Annotated in this window: 17 protein-coding genes and 1 pseudogene; 2 read left to right on the top strand and 16 right to left on the bottom strand. The window is 43.2% G+C overall.

Features of this window, described 5'->3' with window-relative positions; all coding sequences use genetic code 11:
• The 6 genes from G519_RS0102885 to G519_RS0102865 form a co-directional block, all read right to left on the bottom strand.
• The coding region (locus G519_RS0102885; protein WP_029193395.1) for a transposase at window positions 1-224 on the bottom strand (224 nt) is incomplete at its 3' end.
• Window positions 225-360: 136 nt separating this feature from the next.
• Window positions 361-1,968: a response regulator transcription factor gene (locus tag G519_RS0102880; RefSeq protein ID WP_029193394.1), complete on the bottom strand. Its 1,608-nt coding sequence runs from the start codon at window positions 1,966-1,968 to the stop codon at window positions 361-363.
• A 3-nt stretch (window positions 1,969-1,971) separates the two neighbouring features.
• Complete coding sequence (locus tag G519_RS41515) at window positions 1,972-3,612, bottom strand: cache domain-containing sensor histidine kinase (RefSeq protein ID WP_244279989.1); 1,641 nt, start codon at window positions 3,610-3,612, stop codon at window positions 1,972-1,974.
• A complete protein-coding gene (locus G519_RS51925; RefSeq protein ID WP_244279988.1) occupies window positions 3,609-3,749 on the bottom strand; it encodes a hypothetical protein in 141 nt (46 codons plus the stop codon). Before G519_RS51925 ends, G519_RS41515 begins: the two co-directional genes overlap by 4 nt.
• 84 nt (window positions 3,750-3,833) lie before the next feature.
• The gene (locus G519_RS0102870) at window positions 3,834-5,621 is read right to left on the bottom strand and encodes a family 43 glycosylhydrolase (protein WP_029193393.1); all 1,788 of its coding nucleotides are present in this window, start codon (window positions 5,619-5,621) and stop codon (window positions 3,834-3,836) included.
• 143 nt (window positions 5,622-5,764) lie between these two features.
• Window positions 5,765-6,625 carry an AraC family transcriptional regulator gene (locus G519_RS0102865; protein ID WP_029193392.1) on the bottom strand — a complete coding sequence of 287 codons (861 nt, stop codon included), beginning with the start codon at window positions 6,623-6,625 and terminating at the stop codon, window positions 5,765-5,767.
• A gap of 189 nt (window positions 6,626-6,814) precedes the next feature.
• Between G519_RS0102865 and G519_RS0102860 the strand changes: the two genes are divergently transcribed.
• Both G519_RS0102860 and G519_RS0102855 read left to right on the top strand, forming a co-directional pair.
• Entirely contained in the window at window positions 6,815-8,329 is a 1,515-nt protein-coding gene (locus G519_RS0102860; RefSeq protein WP_029193391.1) for a sulfatase family protein, read from the top strand.
• On the top strand, window positions 8,326-9,171 hold the full coding sequence (locus G519_RS0102855; protein ID WP_029193390.1) for an AraC family transcriptional regulator: 846 nt from the start codon (window positions 8,326-8,328) through the stop codon (window positions 9,169-9,171). Before G519_RS0102860 ends, G519_RS0102855 begins: the two co-directional genes overlap by 4 nt.
• Before the next feature lie 68 nt (window positions 9,172-9,239).
• Here the strand turns inward: G519_RS0102855 and G519_RS49870 are convergent, their stop codons facing one another.
• From G519_RS49870 to G519_RS0102815, 10 genes and pseudogenes are all read right to left on the bottom strand, one after another.
• The gene (locus G519_RS49870; RefSeq protein ID WP_244279987.1) at window positions 9,240-9,401 is read right to left on the bottom strand and encodes an SUMF1/EgtB/PvdO family nonheme iron enzyme; all 162 of its coding nucleotides are present in this window, start codon (window positions 9,399-9,401) and stop codon (window positions 9,240-9,242) included.
• Window positions 9,402-9,524: 123 nt separating this feature from the next.
• Window positions 9,525-10,124, bottom strand: a complete 600-nt coding sequence (gene kynB / locus G519_RS51920) for an arylformamidase (RefSeq protein WP_029193389.1) — start codon at window positions 10,122-10,124, stop codon at window positions 9,525-9,527.
• A gap of 324 nt (window positions 10,125-10,448) precedes the next feature.
• Window positions 10,449-10,940 (bottom strand): annotated as a pseudogene (locus tag G519_RS51915) (carbohydrate-binding protein); the annotation flags it as partial.
• A 740-nt stretch (window positions 10,941-11,680) separates the two neighbouring features.
• Entirely contained in the window at window positions 11,681-13,003 is a 1,323-nt protein-coding gene (locus G519_RS0102845; protein WP_029193388.1) for a right-handed parallel beta-helix repeat-containing protein, read from the bottom strand.
• A 5-nt stretch (window positions 13,004-13,008) separates the two neighbouring features.
• Window positions 13,009-14,877: a heparinase II/III family protein gene (locus G519_RS0102840; RefSeq protein ID WP_029193387.1), complete on the bottom strand. Its 1,869-nt coding sequence runs from the start codon at window positions 14,875-14,877 to the stop codon at window positions 13,009-13,011.
• Window positions 14,878-14,982: 105 nt separating this feature from the next.
• The gene (locus tag G519_RS0102835) at window positions 14,983-16,497 is read right to left on the bottom strand and encodes an ABC transporter substrate-binding protein (RefSeq protein ID WP_029193386.1); all 1,515 of its coding nucleotides are present in this window, start codon (window positions 16,495-16,497) and stop codon (window positions 14,983-14,985) included.
• A gap of 91 nt (window positions 16,498-16,588) precedes the next feature.
• Entirely contained in the window at window positions 16,589-17,479 is an 891-nt protein-coding gene (locus G519_RS0102830) for a carbohydrate ABC transporter permease (RefSeq protein ID WP_051253021.1), read from the bottom strand.
• A 14-nt stretch (window positions 17,480-17,493) separates the two neighbouring features.
• Window positions 17,494-18,408, bottom strand: coding sequence for an ABC transporter permease (locus G519_RS0102825; RefSeq protein ID WP_029193384.1), 915 nt, complete (start codon window positions 18,406-18,408; stop codon window positions 17,494-17,496).
• A gap of 185 nt (window positions 18,409-18,593) precedes the next feature.
• Window positions 18,594-20,042: a helix-turn-helix transcriptional regulator gene (locus G519_RS0102820; protein WP_029193383.1), complete on the bottom strand. Its 1,449-nt coding sequence runs from the start codon at window positions 20,040-20,042 to the stop codon at window positions 18,594-18,596.
• On the bottom strand, window positions 20,009-20,896 hold the full coding sequence (locus G519_RS0102815; protein ID WP_029193382.1) for a cache domain-containing protein: 888 nt from the start codon (window positions 20,894-20,896) through the stop codon (window positions 20,009-20,011). Before G519_RS0102815 ends, G519_RS0102820 begins: the two co-directional genes overlap by 34 nt.
• Window positions 20,897-21,313 lie beyond the last annotated feature (417 nt).

Genomic DNA, 21,313 nt, shown 5'->3' with positions numbered 1-21,313 from the left:
TTTTCGAAAATCGTTCCGGTGATCACGGTTGTTTGGTGTTGGCAATTCGTACACTCGTAAAGAGGTAAATTACGAGTCTTAATTTCGTAAGCCTTCTGGTGCTGACATTTTGGACAGTGATATCCCTCAGGCCACTTCATCTTGAACAAATGCTGATGGCAAGCTTCCTCGGTTTGAAACTTCTTTTGAAATTGAATAAGATTCATCGATTCTTGCTTTGCCATAAAAATCACTCCCGAACATATGTTTGATTTCATTATACCAAACATTAGTTCGTATTTAAAGACATTCCTGAGCTAACTGGATAATCAAATAGTTAATTATTTGTTTGGGATGATTCAACATTTATGACTTTCCATTCTACTTTTTTGACGGTTTCAGATGATCCATATACGCCTGAGGTGTCGTACCTGTTATGCTTTTAAACACTTTAAAAAAGTACGTATAACTCAAAAAACCAACCTCGCTGCTGATCTGTTTCAATGTGTAGGTGCCGGACTCCATGAGCATGCAGCTTGTTTTTATGCGAACTCGATTCAAATACTCTGTGAATGTCATTTGCGTTTCCTCTTTGAACAATCTGCTTAAGTAGGAAGGATTCAGATTAAGGACGCTCGCCGTAATGTCCAAGGAAATGTTTGACGCATAGTTATCTGTAATATACTGTATGGCTTTCGATATGTGGCGCGAATAGGATCCTCCTCCAGCACGTTGTTCTTTGATGGCCTCAACAATATGCGCATAGTAGTTTAACAACCATTTCTCTAACTCGGTAACGCTTCCAATTCGTCCAAGTTCATTCCTTGAGGGGATGGGCCCGTTATCTTCTAAAGATGCATGAGGAAAATGCCGCTTCCATGCCATTTCAACAAGATGAAGCATTTCGCTTACAATGATTTGCACCGTCATCGCGTAGACAGGCTGACTCCGCAGTACAGCAAAAATGGTTGAAATGATTTGGTTCATTCTTTCCCCATCCAACTGCTCCAGAAAAAGCAGCAATTGCTTCTGTTCTTCCATAAACAGAGAATCTTTCAAGATGGATACGTTCGAGATTTGATCGAACTGGACGTTCATATCCTGGTTTGCTTTGGAACAACTGGAGCTGACCAGCCGCAAATTTCCGCATAGCGGTCCCATCGCGTAGACGCATTTTAAGTTAAGGAATTTCTCGAGCGAATGAGCAAGGGAGCTCATGGCTTGATTGATTTGGGTTGTAACCGTATGTTCGCTTCGATCCTCCGAAGAAAACAGAACAATAAAGCGTCCCTCCCCCACATAGCCTACCGTCCGCTTCTGAATGTCGCCAATTGCCATTTGCATGACTTCCGTGGCCTGCTGTACAAATCGGTTTTTCTGTACATCGGTATAGGACTCCGTCAACAACAGAAAAGGCACAATTTGTACAGCTGCAGTTCCATAAGTGATGGAACCGGAATATAGTTCATTGTCACGTGCATAAGTCTGCAGCACTTCCCCGGCATCTTGCACATTTCTAGCCAAATTAGCCACATGCTCGCGAAGCATAACCGGACTTAGACGCTCGATCATTTTGGTTTGAGCGCTTCGTGCTTCATGCTCCCGTTCTTCACTCTGCAATTCCTGGACCGCTTTATCCAACAGCATCAGCAGAGCTTCCGCGGTCAAGCGATGCTTAAGCAAATAATCCATAGCCCCGTTCATGAGGCAGGTCCGAACATAATCGTAATCGTCAAAGCTGCTCAGCATGATCATTTTAACCTTAGGAAATCGGTCTCTGATCATACGGCTCAGCTCGACCCCGTTCATTAACGGCATGCTCACATCCAAGATCGCGATATGCGGGGTATGCTGCTCCATCATGGAAAGCGCCATAGCTCCGTTATATGCTTCTCCGCATAAAGTAAACCCATGATTTTCCCAATCCAACATACTCTTCACATCGTTACGTGCCAACGCCTCATCATCAACCAAAAGTACCTGAAACATTCTTCATCCCTCCTGATGCATGCGATCCGTACCCGTCAGCAATGGAAATCTGATCTGCACAGTAGTATAGGTTTCTGGCTCACTATAAAGAAACACGCCGTATGGCTCCCCGAACAATCGAACGATGCGTTCGTGCACATTGCGAACTCCCATGCCGCTGAAGCGCGTGTTCGTCTGGACTTTATTCACTTCAAACAGCGCATCGATCTGTTCCTTTGACATGCCTTTACCGTTATCTCTGACCTCAATTCTCAGTTCTTTGTTTTCCTCATAGATGCGAATCAACACCAGGCTCTCATGCTTCGAAGAGGATAGTCCATGAATGATGGCATTTTCTACAAGAGGCTGCAGCATTAACTTTAAAACGCTGAACTGTAAAAGCTCTTCATTTTCGACTTCTATATTCAAATGAATGGGTTCCACATATTTGTATTTTTCAATATTGACGTAGCTGCGGACATACTGCAGTTCTTCTTGCAGGGAAAGAAATTCATTCGTATTCCCCAATACACCGCGCATGAGTTCTATTAAGGATTCCGACACCTCAACAATATTCGGCACCCCGTTAAGTTTGGCCAAATACTTGACCGTATTCAGCGTGTTATACAGAAAATGGGGGCGGATTTGAGCCTGCAAAACAGCCAATTCCGCTTCACGCTTCTCCTTCTCAGTCGTCACGATTCCCTCAAGTAAACGCTTTAATTCCTCTACCATGCTTTTGAAAACTTGATAGAGCTGGCCTATTTCATCCTTAGAATGAATTTCGACAGCTGGGAGCGTCATATTGCCTTCCATGACATGCATCATCATTGATCTCAGCCTTCGAATATTCCTTGTAATTCTCGAGGAAACCTGTAAAGTGCCGATGACGATAATTATAAACACAATAATGGCTACTGTGGCTAATACTTTGCGGATCCGCGTCGTTTCGGTTAGAAGTGACTTCATCGGAACGAGTGCCACCGTGGACCATCCTGTATAATCCGATTTCCGCGTGATTACCAGGTAAGATTTCTGGTGGATAACCCTTTCAACCGAACTGTCTGTACCGGCCAGCTCCTGTTTGAGCCCAATGATCGTTTCTTTGTCAAGGACGCTTGTTTGGGGTTGATATATGAATTCGTTATTCCTATCGACTACGTACAACATACTGTCCGATGTAGGTTTGACATCATAGATTTTCTTGATGAACTCGTCATTCAGATCGAACATCACCATACCGATTAAATTACGGTTAAATCGGAGCTCGCGCCCGGTCACAATGGAGTCACTGAAACCGGTTTGATGAAAATAAGCATGCCCTGAGCCATTTTGAAGTAAATAATCCATCATCGGTGTATATAATATGTTCTTGTCGAGCCATGGGGATCCGACAAAAAACACCTTTTCGTTCAACCCTATGACGGCAACGCGTGAAATGTATGGCTTGTAGGCAATCAAAGCGGATAAAAACTCCTCGATCCGCTTTTGCTCCTGGAACCACTCGTAGCTTGGTTCCTCCGTCTTGCTAACCAGCGTATCCAGCACCGTTTTATTGGTAGCGACCACCGTATTTAATCGACTAACTTCCTCCAATCGGAGATTTAAGGATTCGTCCGCCTGGCGTATGCTTTCCGTAACGGAAGTAATCGCATTATTCTTCACCGTTCTCTCATGTACAAATAAACAATACTTGTCACAGCAACGATTCCAATCAGAGTAACCAGACTGAATGCGACAAAGATTTTCCCCTGGATGCTTACCGTAGGTGAAACCAACTTTTTCACGGAGAAAAACTTCATGGACTGGCAGCTCCTTTCCATTTCACGAATAGTAGAAAAAAACATGAATCCAGCCCGATCAGGAGCTTAATTCATGTTTTTATATTACTCACAACTAGGCTCTATGCATAGCCCCTCTCCATCCTCTTCGGCCCCCAGCAGAACAATTCCCACACGGGTCCGGAATGGAGCAGTTCGATCATTACCAAAAAATGTAGACATGAGTCTTCCATCATGATCGATAAACATCGTTCCGTGACCGCCATGGGGTACCGCCAACCGTCTTGGGGTATAAGGGCCGTACAAATCTTCAGCAACGGCATACATCAAATCATACGTACCGTCCACTCTTTTATCGCCATTCCACTCCGCCGCACCAAGAATGTACTTCCCTTTGTACTTCACAATGAAAGCACCCTCATAGCCAACGCGATGTCCACCCGAGCACAGCAACTTGCGGGGGTCCTCCGCAAACCCTGTCATATCCTTCTTCATCCTGGCAATTTTACCGTCCTGCCAAACAAAATACACTTGACTATCGTCATCTTGGAACAGGCTGGAGTCAATATCCGTATTCGTCATGCGACCCATATCGATATACGGTCCTTCTGCATGTCCAGATACACTTTTAATCAACCCAGTGCCTCCGCCTTTTAGTGAATAAGTAATCCAGAATGTTCCGTACAAATAGATCATCTCCGGTGCCCAGAGACAAGGATTCTCATAAATGTTGTTCTCCCAAGTACCATTCTCGGATAAATCCCATACTTTCGCCACATGGTTCCATTCCTTCAGATCTTTTGAGCTCCACAAGTGAAGCTGGTTATTCCGGTCCCAAAAATTTCGATGAGGCTTGTCTGAAGTCCCCGTCAAATAATACATCCCATCCGGTCCAGTGCTAATATGAGGATCCCGAATCAGGAAGTCCGCGACGGGTTTAAGACTTCCCACAGCACCCTTCTCAAGCACCGCAGTTTCAATTGGTCTAATGAATCCCTGGCCTGCAAATAACATGGGTACAACGGAAGGATAATGCTCAACCGGTGAGTAGCTGCCACAGCCCGTAAAGGATGCATATAGCTGATTGTCCAGCCCGGTAAATAAGGAGATTTGTCCGCCATGGGGAAGTGCCAGATACCGCCTGCTGTATGGACCATAGATCGATTGGCTCACCGCTACAAAGGTATCTACGGCATCGCTGCCCATCCTCTCGAGCGCATCTGCACAGAACATATAGTAATACCCATCCCGCTTGTATAAAAAAGCCCCGTATGTTCCTACCTGCAGATTCCGTATGTACGATGGATGATCCTCCCGCCCCGCGACCTTCCAAGGCTGCACTTCTACCATTCGGGGTACTTCCTCAAGACCGGTCATATCCTCATTCATCCGAGCAATCTTGCCATTGCTGTAAACCCAATACACAGCCCCGTCTTCATCCTCGAATAACGATGCATCCTGCCCGTCAGCAGTCATCTTCCCCATATCCTGGTAAGGGCCCATGACGGAGGCGGAAGAGCATCTGAGCAAGCCGGTTCCCCCTTGATTCAACCCGTATGTGATCCAAAACGTTCCTTTTACATAGTGGATTTCCGGCGCACAAATACCAGAGGAGCCCTCGCTATCCTTTTGCCACGTCCCCTCTTGCTCCAAGCTCCACACTGTGGCTGGCCCCGTCCATGACTTTAAGTCTGCGGATGTCCATACCTGCAAGTTTGAGCCATTTGTCGTTCCGGTCAAATAGTACATATGATCCGGCCCTGTGCAAATACTGGTATCTTTTAGGGAGACATCCAAAATTCGTTCTATTAATACTGCCGATTCAGAATAGCCCGTACATGCGGACCATTCCGTTTCAGGATGCGGAGGCTGCATGATAAATTCACTCTTCATTTTATTCTTCCTTCCATATAACGATTTGAGAATGTACATTCAGGAGTCGGAGTCGGTTCTGTTTTTATGATAAGTATATCGTGCTTTGTACAAACTCTTAATAGAGAAAGTGGTGCGTCAAGTGAGGAAAAGGGACATTTCCATCACGGCTTGCTGCCTGGAGAATGGCCATAATAATTGCGATATGCTCGTGAGAACGAGTATAGACTCGGATAGCCTACAGTATAAGCGACCTCTGTTATATTCCGATCCCTTAATGAGATTATCTCAGCAGCCTTTTCCATTTTGAGCCGGTGCAAATAGCGGTTAGGTGATACGCCTATCATTTTCTTGAAGATATCCGAGAAGTAAGATCTGTGTACCCCCGCCGCTTCAGCAACCTCCTTGATGCTGATTCCTTCCATATAGTGCAATTGAATAAAATCAAGTGAACGCTGCAGCCATGGTATGTCTGCCACGTTGCCTTTGTCATCGTTAAGAGTCATTCCCTCTTTCATAAGCATGGCAAAGATAGCATATAGCTTTTCCTGCAGTTCTAATGAAAAGCCGATATCTTGGACTCCATCTGGTTGATCCGAGATATTATGAAGTAATGCATATAGTTTATTCCAGATTTCCTTGCTGCATCTTGCACGCAGAATGGGGGTGACCTGAGTTAGTCCTAGCGATTGCAGCAGCGGCGCAGCCTGGGGTCCTTGAAAAGCAATCCAGATAAGCTTTAAGGTCTTTTCCGGTTCGTAGATGCGGTATGAATACGATTCATTCGGGAAGAAACAGCAAATATCACCAGGCTGGAGAATCACTTCCCGGTCTTCATATTGAAGCAGCAATTGACCTTCAACCACAAAATGAAGGCTGTAGCATTCGATTCTTTTAGGCCCAACCTGATAGGTTGGTTTGGCTATGTTATGCCCAAGGCGGAGACACCACAAACCGCTCATTTTTACAAACTCATTCGGGTTCAAATAAAGCTGTTGTGCATATTCGTGGGCAAATTCCTGCATTGTGTTTTTTCACCTCAAAACTTGGTTATAACTCAAGCACTTCCCCTTCATCATATTCCTATTATTCTTTCAACTCAAGATGGCTTAAACCTAACAAAATGTTAAACGAATCCGAAATTGTGATATTTCCAATCTACCTCAGGGACCTTATTCTTAAAATAGAAATAAATTTCTTGGAGGAATTATCGGATGAAGAAACCTAATATTTTGTTAATTACCAGTGATCAGCAGCATTGGAATACGCTGGGTGCTTTTAATTCAGAAATTAAGACACCGAATCTAGATCGTCTGGTGAAGGAAGGAACTACATTTACCCGCTCGTATTGTCCGAACCCCACTTGTACCCCGACTAGAGCTTCCATCATTACCGGTATGTACCCAAGTCAGCACGGAGCATGGACACTCGGCACGAAGCTGTTGGAAAATGTTCATACGGTCGGCGAAGATTTTCGTGAAGCCGGTTACAATTCTGCTCTCGTAGGCAAAGCTCATTTTCAGCCGTTAGCATCTACTGAGCAATATCCATCTCTCGAGGCTTATCCGATCTTACAGGATCTAGATTATTGGAAGGAAAATAACGGACCTTTCTACGGCTTTGATCATGTAGAGTTAGCACGTAATCATACGAATGAGTCGCATGTCGGCCAACATTACGCACTTTGGATGGAAGAAAAGGGCTGTTTGAACTGGCGTGACTATTTCCTGCCGCCAACAGGTACGATGGATCGTTCCATTCTCCATAAATGGCCTATTCCGGAAAAATATCACTACAATACCTGGATTGCAGAAAGGACTAACGCTCTTCTGGAGCAATATAAAGAAGAAGATCAAAGCTTCTTCCTCTGGTCCAGCTTCTTTGATCCTCACCCGGATTATTTGGTTCCTGAACCTTGGGATACGATGTATGACCCGAATCAGTTGACCATTCCTGTTATTACTCCAGGCGAGCATGTTCATAATCCCCCTCATTTTCAGTTAACACAAATGGAGCATCCGGATTATGAGCCCTGGAAGGAAGGCGAGTTTGGGGTACATGGCTATCATTCCCATTCGGCGTTATATTCCGAGCATGACCGCCAACAACTGGTAGCAACCTACTATGGCATGATCAGTCTTATGGACAAATATATAGGAAATATTTTAAACAAGCTTGATGAGCTGGGGCTTGCAGACAATACAATCGTAGTATTTACAACAGACCATGGGCACTTCTTTGGTCAACATGGCCTTCAAGCCAAAGGGGGCTTTCATTATGAAGACCTTATCAAAATTCCATTTATCGTCCGGTATCCTGGTAAAGTTCCTGTTGGGGTTACCTCGCCTGCCATTCAGTCATTGGTAGATTTGGCCCCTACCTTTTTATCTCTATGCGGCATTTCGATTCCCCACCACATGACAGGTTTAGATCAGTCACAAGTATGGTTCGGTCAGAAGAGCCAAGTCAGGGATCATGCCATCTGCGAGTTTCGTCATACTCCAACGACAATTCATCAAAAAACTTATGTTGGTGAAAGGTATAAAATTACCGTGTACTATAACCAAACTTATGGTGAAATCTTTGATTTACAAGAGGATCCGGGCGAAATCCGCAATTTATGGGATAATCCTGAGTACCAATCCTTAAAATCGGAGCTTATGTTGAAATACATTTGGGCGGAGCTAGGCAAAGAGTCTATGGCTATGCCTCGAGTCTGGCATGCATGACGATATTGAATAACCCCGGCAAGTATGGGCCTGTATATCACCTGCCTCCGTTAGGAGAGCCTCCTCCTCTGAGCGTGCAGTTCTTAGGGATTAATTACTGCGAAACGGATTACTGCAATATTCGAAAACTTGCGAAAATTACCGTTTTCGGTTTTGTACTCTCAGGGCAAGGATGTATAAAGGTCGGTCCCCAAACATATATTGCGCGTCAGGGAGACGTGTTCATCCTTCCTGCAGGCTGCTGCCATGAAGTTGCCTCAGACCTAGATCACGAGGAGCAATGGAGCTATATATGGCTAAACATTAGCGGAAACTGGATTCTGAAGATGCTAGAGGCTTATCAACTACTTCCCCGAGTCGTAACTCAGGATAGCGGGTTGGAATCTTTGTTTAAAGAGGCTATTGAAAGCGCTAAGGAAAAGTCAGTTGAGGAAATGCAATCCGAGTTTCAGGTCATCCTTATGCGAATCATCGTCAGCCTCTCCGAAACTTTGCGTAAAAGAGGGGATGCTTTAACATCAACGGTTCAAGCGATAAAACAATTTGTGGATAACAGTATCCTTCATCCTTTCGACTCGACTCAGCTCGCTTCACATATTGGCATTTCCAATAAGCAAATGAATCGCTTATTTAAAAGAGAAGTCGGAACTACCATCTATAACTATGTCATCTCTAAAAAGATAGAATCCGCTAAACGGATGCTGCTCGACACACAGCTAACTATAAGCGACATTGGTTATAAGCTTGGATATGTCGATTCGCATTATTTTTCGAACTTGTTCCATAGTAAAACCGGTGTGAGACCAAGCGACTTTCGAAAGATATTTTGTAAAACTCGATAGACATGCCGCGAAGAATCGTTCCCCATTTACTGGAAACGATTCTTTGCAGCATCCGATCGATCGCACGCTCACCCTAAGAGTAAACGCCATTGGAAGCCTGTATCCTCAACAAATCTCTTGAATTCTTCATTCGTTACTGTCGTAGCATCATTGTAAAAAGGATTAACAGAAGTTTCTCTGACAGGCCCCTCACCATCAGATGGGAATCGTATTCCTTGATAAGTAAGCAAAAGCAATTACAATCAGCATGAAAAATAGAAAAAAATTGGGTAACCACTCACATGGCTTCCCAACCGTTTGTAATGTATGCTTTCAAAGTTATCATAATCAATATTGGCTTCCATCCGTTATAATTAAGGGAGTTTTTTCAACACGGCACGTACCGGACTTCCATCTGCTTCAACCAATGGCAGCGGGAGAGCTGCTAATTCATAATCACCTGGTAATACATCGTCTAAAACAAGCCCTTCCAAGATATGAATGCCATGAACGGCAAGTTCATGATGGGCTAATAGTTCTTTACTATCTAGTGGATCTACGGACGGCAAATCAAGGCCAATCAGACGAACACCGAATTCCGAAAGATAAGCCGCTAATTCGGGTTTGAGATGAGGAATTGTTTGTGGAAACGTCCGTTGATCCTTCCATGCATCTGTACGAATGATCAGACGGGTAATCCCATTTAGATCGATACCGGACAATTCACCCACTCCGATGGATGTATAGTTTGGCAAATAGACGACACGGGCACTTCCGATATATAAATCAAGATCCAATTCAATTACTCTTTTGCCCTCATTATCAAAATGAAAAGGTGCATCAATATGAGTACCGGTATGTATACTCATGTTGATTTGACCTACATTAACGGATCCGCTCTCTTCTTTACTCCAATTCACTTTGTATGTGAAGGGTGTATTATGAGGACCATCTTTGAAGTCTGAACGGTACACATCGTAGCTTACGGCATTAGAAACAGCTGGCCAAGTGAAATTAGCTACTGTTCCATTATAAGAACCAGAGAATGGAGCCGGAACCGGAACTTCCTCAGCAACCCCGAAACCATCTACAAAAGCAAAGTAATTACCGTTTGGCTTGCTTGCATATATGGTAGCGCTTGTATTAGTAGGTCCTGTAGTAAACTCAATGCTCTTCGCCTTTGTTGTGCTGTTGAACGTCTTATCCGTTATCGTTGTAGTAGTCTCAGTACCTCCATAATCTTTAACTCCTAATATCGCTTGATCCACATTAGCCGTAGTATTGGACAATCTGAAGTTATCCAGGTAGATTTCGTTTGCATTTGAGAATACCAAGTAAACATCGTGTACCCCTGTAACTGATGTTGTTATAGGTGTATCTGTTTTATTGTAATTCCAAGCGCCATTGTTGATTACGTCATTAGTTGAATTTATAGTATAAGTGGCAATCGACGGATTTGTAGGATTGTCAAGTTTAACATCGATCTTACCGCCGGTCACTCTGCTTACTGCACCGAAGTTGATGCTGTTATATAAACCTGTTCCAAAGTCGATACTGTTATATTTAACCCATGCGCCTGCAGTGTTACCACATAGACAGTTTTCTCCTCTGAAAGGGGTTTGGCTGAATGTTCCTGCGCTAGCATTATAGTCTTCTGCTTGAAATACCGTTCCCTGTATGATCCCCCAAGCATTTAATGTATAGGTCGTATTAGGTTTAAGACCGTTTACCGTCTGTTGTATGGTGTCTCCAGCTTTAAGCCGAACAGCATTATTCTGAAATCTAACCATGCTTGACGCTTTATAATCCCAAGCGGCCTGTTTAAATAGTGACGGAGTTCCTGCAGTAATTGTCCACTCTTCAAAATTTCCTCTTTCAAAGCCCGCATTTTTCATCTGGTTTTTATATGGAATATTTGGATTTAGATAAAAAGTAGGATTTGGAGGATTAGCAAAGTCATGCCCCACTTTCCATGGAGCTGCTCCAGTTTCCACTGCACCTATATCAGGTTTATTTCCAACATAACCATCAGTTATTCCTGGAATTACTGCACCTTGATCTAAGCCTGTAGAAGTACTCTTCAAGGTATACGCTGAAGGAAGTGTTGGTGTTGAATTAGTTACACTATAAGGAGCCGTCCAATGTGTAGTACCAGCACTAATGATATTTTTGTCTTTCGTCATATCATTATTATTTGCTCCGCCTCCAAATGCACCACTTACTATGTTGTTAGTAAATTTCGAACCTATTGAATCACAGACATCAAAGTTATTGCAGAACTGGCCTATAGGGCCTTGGATTGAATTGTTATAAAATAATTGGTATTCATTAGGAACATTTATCAGCATTCCATTAGCACTTGTATTATAAGTAATGTTGTTATAAAAAATAGCGTTATGCACCGAGTTATCCGGATAAATACCGTGGGACCCTCCGGCACCTATGATATCATGAACTACGTTATGGTGTATTTCCGTGTTTTCCATGTCCACATTCACAACATAGAATGCTCCACCATCTTTAGATAGCTTCATACCTTGGCTTTATCGTTATACTCAATAACTGATCTGGAAAAAGAGCCGCCTACAAGCCCACGACCTGACATCGTAAGGGTATTATGGCTGACAAGATGGTTATATCCATTTAGTTTTACAGCATCTGCATAACTATGTAGGAAATCGACATTGTGAATGTAATTGTTAATGATACTATTATCATGTCCATCAACCAGAATCCCGGGACCATACATATTTCTAATTTCGCTGTCCCGTATCGTATTGTGATCGCCATTCAAATTCAAACCTAATGTTAAACCATTAAGGTTAGCCATTCCAGCAGGTAAGTTATAGTCTGGAGCATCAACCAAAGTATTTTTCACCATATTATAGCTGGAATTAACAAAGTTAAGATTTGCAGCTCTTATCTTAATTCCATCAATGGTTATATTGGTCTTTCCTGTTAAGTCAAATGCATATTCTCTCTTTTTAGCTTCAACCATAATTGTACTTGGATCTACGTTACCAGGAGCAATGAAATATAATTTTCCATTCGCTACATCCTTGTACCATTCTGTTTCAACATCTAATACGGCCTTATTTCTTGTAATATAATAATATGAAGTATTGTCAGGATTGTAACCTGCAGATAGGATCGGCCAATTAATATTGATGGTTGAGGTAGTAGGATTTCCTGTAATGGCTGCTGTGTAGCTGCCATAACCATTCCCAGTTCGAACCCAAAGCATACCGCTATTTAATGTATTAGCAGGAAAATTAGTGCCTAATCCTGGTACGTCAACGATAGAAGACGTTGCCCCAAAAGTGAATGTTTTCACAGTATTATATTTAGTTTTGTCCAAAAGATCTGCAACTGCAATATTCGGAAATGTTGCTTCCTTCATCAGGACGCCATCAGCGAAAACAATATTTCCGTCGCCGTTGTAAATATCCCAGTTCATATCTGCGACATAGATATTTTTTCCGGTAACCAATGTAGTATCTAATGTCCAACCTGTAATCAAGTCAGCACCTGATACAGTTACGCTTTCACTATTGTAGTTTTTAATCGTAACACCGGAATTAGCTGGAGTAACCGTTTCTCTGTACACACCTGCACGTACATATACAGTTTCTCCTGATTGAGCAACAGTTGCAGCAGCCTGGATGGTCTTGAAAGCGGCTCCAATTGTCAAACCGTTGTTGGCATCATTACCATTAGTACCATCAACGTAGTAGCTTGTTGCAGTTGCTGCAAAAGTTTTGGATGGGATCGATAGAACTGGTGTGTAAATCATTAGCATTGCTAATACCAGGGCCATCCATTTGTGAGATTTAGTTGAACTTGTCTTAAGCATTCTCATTACCTCCCTTGATTCTTGATCTCAAACCGGAATTGACTTTCCATACTTGCGCTGACGCTTTTGCGATTACACATCAGACGATAGTACTTACTTTCTACCCCATAATGAGAAACCGCCGTTACCGCTTCAACCTCAACTAACCAGTCGCTCGGGCTAAAATGCATCTCCACCGTACCGATCGCGATCCTACCCATCTCGATCTGCTGCGGCTCAACACCGCAAATAAACACTTCCTGAAAAGCCGATGGCGTTTCACGGAATGTCGATTTATCCGTAATGATCAACTGTGAGGCCTCAACGCTCGGACGGCGCCACAGAAACTCGCGCGTAAGCGATTTCAAGGTTGGACACGTGTAGGCTTCGGTTAAGTCGAGTTCAAAGCGCACCTCGTCTTCCGTTACCTCATGCTGCAGTAAATGTGACTTGTACTGCCTGCCGAAACCTTGTCGATAACCGTCAATAATGGGCACAGAATGTCCATGCGAGCCTGCATGAATCGTTTCGTAACGATGCTCCGGCTGAAAATACTGCTTCGTGTACACGCCGATTCCCACGTCCGCAAGCACAGTTATTCCGTCAACATGCAGGATAAAATGCCCCAAGTCGTTATGGTTATGCGGTTCTTCGTTGTATCCTCCCTTTGCCGCAAAAGCAGCGATACATCCATCCGGCTGAAGCACCTTCGAAATGACCCATTGATTTCCCGTGAAAATCCGCTCCTGAACGCGTTCTTGCGGCTCCGAAGAAGGCCCCGCTTCAGTATCCTGCTGATTCGGTGACCAAAGCATTAAGCGCGTCGCTTCCAGCCATGAAACCGGAATGACGTTCATCCGATATTCGTCTGGCGGTAGTTGTAAGGATGGGAAGTATTCACACAGTCGCTGCATCAACCCAGTATGAAAACGGGCTTCATCCGGAGCATCCGAGAAGTTAACAACCTTTCCGTTTGTCAGCAGGCAGAATTGCGGGAATTGAGCAATCTTTCCGAACTTTTGCTCATCAAGCAGCGTGATTTGCCCGCCGGTGCGCTCTTTGAGCAATTCAGTAAAATAAACGAGGTGCGAGAAGCCGAATTGCCAGTAAACCGGTCCTTCAGGCGTAGCTCCTTGCTCGTCAAAGCCCGACAAATACTGGCGCAGCACGTTTATCACACGCCAGAGCATCCCTGCGAGCTTTTCGCTGTCTTCAATCAAATAAATAGCCATGGCGCCGATACTGGATGCGCAAACTGCAGGCCAGTTATTCGTCTTAAGCTCCCAGTTTTGCGGGGTAGGATCATGAAAGTACACCTGAAAAATACGACGTTCAATTTCCGCTTTCGCTCGCTGGGCAACCCATGGGTGCAGACGCGGTCCTGCCAGGTGCAGGATTTCGGCCAGCGCAAAACCAGCTACAGCCGCATCCAAATCCACCGTTTCGCGAGGCGCGTGCGGTTGATCCCAAATGCCGTTCGGATATTCATTCACATACAAACCGAGATGTGCTGGAAGTACCCACGTATACTCATTGCATATGGACCAAATCGCATTTTCGAGTCCTTTCTTCCATTCTGGCCGTTCATCTGTCATGGCCAGCAGTCCGAATACATGCAGCCCCGAAAAAAGCTCGGTTCGGTTCGTTTGATACGTAGCCCTGTCACCCGTTTCGCCGAATAATAGAAAGTCGGAAAAAGGCGGCGGACAGATCGGATGCTCGGATAACCCAGCAGCCTGCTCTTCAAGCTTCTCCCAAAACTCCGCAAAGCGTCGATCGTTCCGAATTTGCGTCCATCGCTCGGGCGAAGCTCCTTCAGAAAAAAGCGCAGTGGTTCCATGTTTATTTTGTTCCAAAGCAGTCTTCAATTGCCGAAGAGTTAATGTAGTAAGCATAATGCCACCCCTTTAATTGTTATAGTAAAAAAAATCATGCTTACAGCAGAAAGCTCGTCACTTTTATCGCTGTAAACATGATTTTCACTCTGATGAAGCCTTCAATTACTTCGTTTTCTTCCACTCATCAAGTTGCTTCTGAGCTTCAGCGATAACTTTGTCAACACCAGCTGCTTTCAACTTGTCTTGGAATTCTTTCAGCTTCTCGCTTGCAGCCACAGTACCTGTTTCAAGACCTGGTCTGTATTGGTCAATTACAGTCGCAATGTTAGCAATTTCCGCTGTAACTGCTGTATTCACAAACTTGAAGCCCATAAGCGGTGATGGTTTAGCTGTTTCATTTTCTTTTTGCGTATTAGCTACTACGTTTGGATCTGTACCTTCAACTAACAAACCGTTGAACGTGTTACCAAATACCCAACTTGCGTTTGGAACGTAACCAGCTTCTTTGTTAATTTTGATTGTGTTATCTGCATTTTTTGTATAGTGCTTACCTTCAACGCCGAAGCTGATTGTGTTATACAGCTCTTTGTCCGTGTTCAGCAAATTAATGAACATCATCGCGCGCTCAGGGTTTTTAGACGTTTTGCTGATCGCTTGCATAGTTGTAATAATGGAACCAGTTCCTGCCCATACTTCAGTTGTAGGAATCGCGATTACATCATTTCCGCCGTTTGCAGTCTTAAACTGAGTTTCAACACCTGGCTTCAATACGTTGTGGACTTGAACAACAGCGTTACCTGTTTTCTCAATGTCCGCTTTGTTTTTCAATGTAGCCGCATTATCGTTGATATAGCCTTTATCGTGCCAGTTTTTCGCCAAATCTAAATATTGAGCGTATTGAGGCGTATCATACAGATTGATAACTTTGTCTGGATTTTTCAGATCAACACCAATAACGCTAGCAATTGATTCTAATCCGTAACCACGAAACATGTTACCAAATCTTCCGTTACGATCCATTAGGAATGGAACGACGTCTTTGGACTCGCCTGCTTTTACTTTTGCCAAAAATGGCTCGAGATCTTCAATCTTTTTGATGGAGTTAACGTCTAGATTGTATTTATCCGCATATTTCTTTTGGATTAAGAAGCCTTGTTTGTTCGTTACGGTTTGATAGTTTGGAATACCGTAAACTTTGCCGCCGATTTTTGTAGCATCCCATACGAATTGCGGCATGGATTTACCCAATGTTGGCGCATATTTCGTCATCAAATCGTCAAGTGGAATGAAAGCACCTTTAGATTGGTTCGTTACATAGTCCCAGTTCCAGTTAGATACCCATGCGATATCAAAGTTTTCGCCGGAAGCAACCGTCGTGTTCATCTTTTGAACGTAGTCAGCGAATGTTTGCGGTTGCAATTTAACGGTTGCATTGATTTTCGCCTTCGTGATTTTGTTGATAGCTTCCTGTACACTTGCCATATCTTGCGGCACCGCGCTTAATGGATAATTCCAAATCAATTCTACTGGCGCTAGTTGCTCTACCTTGGTAGTTGCAGCCGCACTAGCTGCCGGACTTGCAGTAGAAGCGTTCTCGGATCCTTTGCTACCGCATGCTGACAATAGAACAGCAATACTCACTGCGCCAGTTAATATCTTAAACATTTCCTTTTTCATACAATTACCCCCTGCGATAATTTGATTTTGTATGCTGCTTATATATCAACTGCAGCAGCTTTTTGAGGCGCTGCAGTTTGATAACGAATGACTATCCTTTGATGGAGCCCACTGTGAGCCCGCTTATGAAAAACCTTTGGAACATCGGGAAAATAAACATCATCGGACCTGCTGCCAGAACAGCCATGGCCATTCTTGCCGATAAAGCAGGGAAGTCAGCGATATTAAAGTCGACATTAACTGTCGAGATGTTATTCGATAGAAATTCAATGGTGCTCATCACGCGGTAAAGCAGCAATTGAAGCGGTATCAGCTTTTGATTATCGATAAACAATAAGCCTAGCCACCAATCGTTCCAATATTGGAATGAAATGAACAGGCCAATCGTGACTAGTGCGGGTATGGATAATGGAAGCACCATTGTGAAAATAATGCGCCACTCATTTGCACCGTCGATTTTCGCAGACTCGAATATTTCAAGTGGAAGCTTATCCAAGAAACCTTTCATGACGAGAACAAAGAACGGGCTCAGCAAGTACGGAACGATCAGCGCCCAAATGGTATCCTTCAAGTGCAAATACTGCGATATCAGAATGTAGAACGGAACTAGTCCGCCACTGAATAACGTTGTAAAGAAAACATAAAGCGTCATGATTTTGCGGTAGCGATAATCGCGTCGCGACATCGTATAAGCTGTCAAAGTTGTGAAGAGCAAACCAACAATTGTCCCTGCGATTGTTACGAAAACGGTAACCCCATATGCACGAATCAGTGCATCAGGAGCATGAAGGATAATTTCATAAGCTTTCGTGCTGAAAATCTTCGGAAATAAATGATAGCCGTGTGTTAGCAGCGATTTTTCATCCGTAAACGAAATGGATATGACCAGAACAAGGGGCACTATAAGCGCCAAAGACAATATGCAGAATAACACATTAATGAAATTGCCTGCCCAGTTCACTTTATTGCTTTCCGTTTGCATGCATGCTTACCTCCTTACCAAAGCGCATTGTCTGAGTTAATTTTTTTGATAATCCAGTTGGACAACAGCACCAGAATGAAACCAACAACAGACTGGTAGAGCCCGATTGCGGTAGACATTCCGACATCTCCGACTACTCGCAGCGATCGGTATACAAACGTATCGATAACATCAGTTGCATTATATAAGAAGCTTGTGTCGTTCGGAATAAAGTAGAACAATCCGAAGTCAGCACGGAATATATTGCCGATAGCTACGATTAGCAAAATCACGATAAGCGGTGTCAAGAGCGGTATAGTAATCTTGCGAATCATTTGCCATTTGGAAGCGCCGTCTATTTTGGCAGCCTCATAATAACTTGAGTCGATGGAAAGAATACCAGCATAGTAGATCAGTGTTGAAAAGCCTACACCTTTCCATATTTGTGTCAGAATGATAATAAACGGCCAGTACTTTGCTTGTTCATACCATTTAATTGGTTGATCACCAAGTGATTGCAGCATGACGTTCATAAATCCGTTTTTGTGATCCAGAAACCCGAAGACGATATATCCGACAACGACCCAAGATAAGAAATAAGGAAGAAACAAGGTCGTCTGATGCAGCTTAATCCATTTTCGGGGAATTTCATTCAACAAAATAGCAAATGTTAGCGCAAACACTAATGTTAGTAAGATAAAACTCATGTTATAAAGAATCGTGTTGCGTGTTACTGTAAAAGCGTTATCGGATTTAAAAAAGAATTCAAAATTTTTAAACCCGATCCATTCGCTCCCCCAAATCCCCAAATCATATCGATATTGTTTAAATGCAATAACGAGACCTAACATGGGCAAATAATTGAAAATCAATTTATACAGGATTGCTGGCAATGACATGACGAACAATTCCTGATTACGTTTGAAGTGCTTCCACTCCCGTTGCAGCATTTGCTTCCCTCCCTGCGGTCTTTAACCATCGTTGTATGTCCTTATTATTGGGGGAAACTGTACAAATAACTACTGTAATAAACGAAAAACACTCCACTTTTCTCCCGTACAATCCCGAAAACACTGTATTTTCAACTTAACCTGAAAAAAGAAAAGCTTTCCGGCACTTTCGTACCCGGGAAAGCTTACTCTTGAACGACTGTTTTAAAGCGATATTCTTTCGGCGTGATCCCGAATTTCTTTTTGAATAGCTTAAAAAAGTAGCTTTCATTGTTATAACCGACCATTTCCATGATGCGGTTGATGCTGTAATCTTTTGTTTCAAGCAACAGCAGTGCCTTCCGCAAGCGAACATCATTAATATACTCACTGATGGACATCGATTCGTGCAGTCTAAATTGCTTGCTCACATGGGCTGAAGAAAGCTTCATTGCAGCCGCTATGCTTTGCAGGCTCAGATTCAAATCCTTATACTGCTCTTCAATCATTTCTTTAATGGTATCCGTTAAGATCTGATTGGACTGTTCTTTGACATCCTGCGTGCGTTGCTTCTGAATGTCTTGGAAAATCTCCAAGAATAAGTGATAAATAGGTGCTAACGTTTCTTGCTTCATCACGTGCTGAACCTGCCGCTTAAAGTCCAAGCTGACTTGTCTAACGGTTCGGCTGTTCATTTCACGCACGATATTTTCCACGAGCGCAAGCAAATGAAGAATGGAATACGTGATATTGTTGTAATGCATCACTTTCATTTGCTCAAACAATTGAACCAAGTGATCCTGAAAATCCTTCTCTTGCCCGGACTTAATGGCTTCCGTTATTTTCTTCTCCGCATCAGCCGGAAACTGGAACGTAATATTTTCATTATTATTCCTCACGAGATCCAGTGTGATGATGCTCCCTTTACCAAAAATAATCCGATAGGACGCATTTTCCATAGCAAGGCCGTATTGCTGCGAAACTTGTTGGTATCGGTCAACCTTTTCTCCAATCGAAACGGTCATCGAGAAACGGTAGTACTGAAGAAGGGTTTGCTGTAGCTCTTGGAAAGCATGCGTCAATGAGTTTACATGATCGCCATGAGGCTCTAGCGACTCACCAACGAGTAAGACAAAGTGATCATTGCGCATAGAGACAACTTCACAGCTAACGCTTTTAGACACAAGCTCCTTGGTGATATTGGCGATCGCAAACTTATACAGTCTCTTCTCGGCATCGCTCGTTTTCGATTCAAATTCAACAAAATCATCGATCAACAGCACACATACACGTACACCTTGGTTAAAATCAATATCCCAATCGACTTGTTCCATTTCTTCTGGGGTAGGCAGGCTCGCATCGGAAATAAGTCTCCTCAAAGCGAAAGTCTTATGTGCACTCCTGTTCGTATGCTCTTCCGATTCATGCTTGACTAATTGATGCATAGCATCTTGGTAAGCGGTGGAAATGAATTTCAATTCATCCAAATCGGACCTGTCGTCCGACCCTTTACGGCGGATTCCCGTCACTTGATTTAACAAATGTTCAATCGGACGATACAGGCGATAGGCAATCAGCAGCGAGCCCGCAATGGAAAGGATTAAAAATCCAATGATGATCACTAAGGAAATCGCCCGTTGCTTAGCTTGCCCCACACAACCTCATAGGGCTGAACGCTTGCAATGACCCAGTCGCTTTTGCTGGATGACATAAAGCTCAGAATCGACTTATTCCCGCCTGATCCATACACGAGATAGTCCTGTGATACGCCGGAGCTCACTTTCTGACGGATAATGGATGCTATCGCATCAGTATCAATAACATTGCCCTGTTGCTGTGCCATGAGCGGGATGCCTGATTGATCTGTAACAAAAATAGAGCCGTGCAATTCATCTGACGTCTTATTCATATTCGTTAAGTTATCAAACAGCCAGGACGGCTTGATCGTGACGATCAGTTTACTCCCGGACATGCTGTCATAAATAAACATAGATAGTGCTGGAAATGTCGTTTTATCATAAGACAGAGGAACAAAGGTGAGAATGGGTATATGTTCCTGTGAATGGATATACTGGTCTATGACACCGTTCATACCGTCATCCTGGCAATTCAAACTGCTCAAGGTTGAATAGTAGCAGCCTGTTTTGGCGTTGTAGATCGTAATATTTTGCAAAAAGGATGAGTTTGTTACCGTTTTCTCCAGCCTGTTTAATTTTTGCGCAAGCTCGCCCTTGTCCATCACATCGATATTCGATAAATAGACGACATCAGGGTCGAAATACGTGGAGACCGCAATATTTTTTACCGTTTCGTGCATATAGTCGATATTGTATTTGATTTGCGACAGCACCTTTAAATCCGCTTGCTGCTGCATTTGAAGCATCGTTTTATCGGAATTGTAATACAGAAGCGTCGTGCTGACGGATAAAAACACAACCATAAGAACCGTGATAGAAAGCAGCAGCTTAAGCAAATATTTTCTTGATTTGTACAAACGAATAATATTCATCTAGGTCCACCCTCTTCTAGGAAGCTCTATATCAACAAGGAGCAATTCATTATACACTATAAAAAAATGTCTCATTGATAAAATATTTATACATTTGAAACATTTTTAGTGTTTACATACGTTCCCACTTTATTATTAAGTCAAGTTAGCTTCGATAGCTACTGTAAAAAATAAAAAAAGCTCTACTTTTTATGTAGAGTCAATAAAATAGGCACTTTTTTACGCGATAGGGGGCTACTCAGCCTGTCATTCATTCCATCTGATGGATAGTCCTCCGTTGCCCCGTATAACCCGCGATTGTTAGCATAATTGGAATCTCACTTTAGCAACTCTATTATCTGTTAGACTTGAAAAGTAATCGGAAGCGGTATTTCATATCTTCCTCGAACCACATGCGAAAATTGGTTCCCCATACGT

Source organism: Paenibacillus alginolyticus DSM 5050 = NBRC 15375 (genome assembly GCF_000422905.1).
Classification (GTDB): domain Bacteria; phylum Bacillota; class Bacilli; order Paenibacillales; family NBRC-103111; genus Paenibacillus_E; species Paenibacillus_E alginolyticus.
The sequence above is the reverse complement of the archived record's forward strand: the minus strand, read 5'-3'. Positions and strand labels throughout refer to the sequence as shown.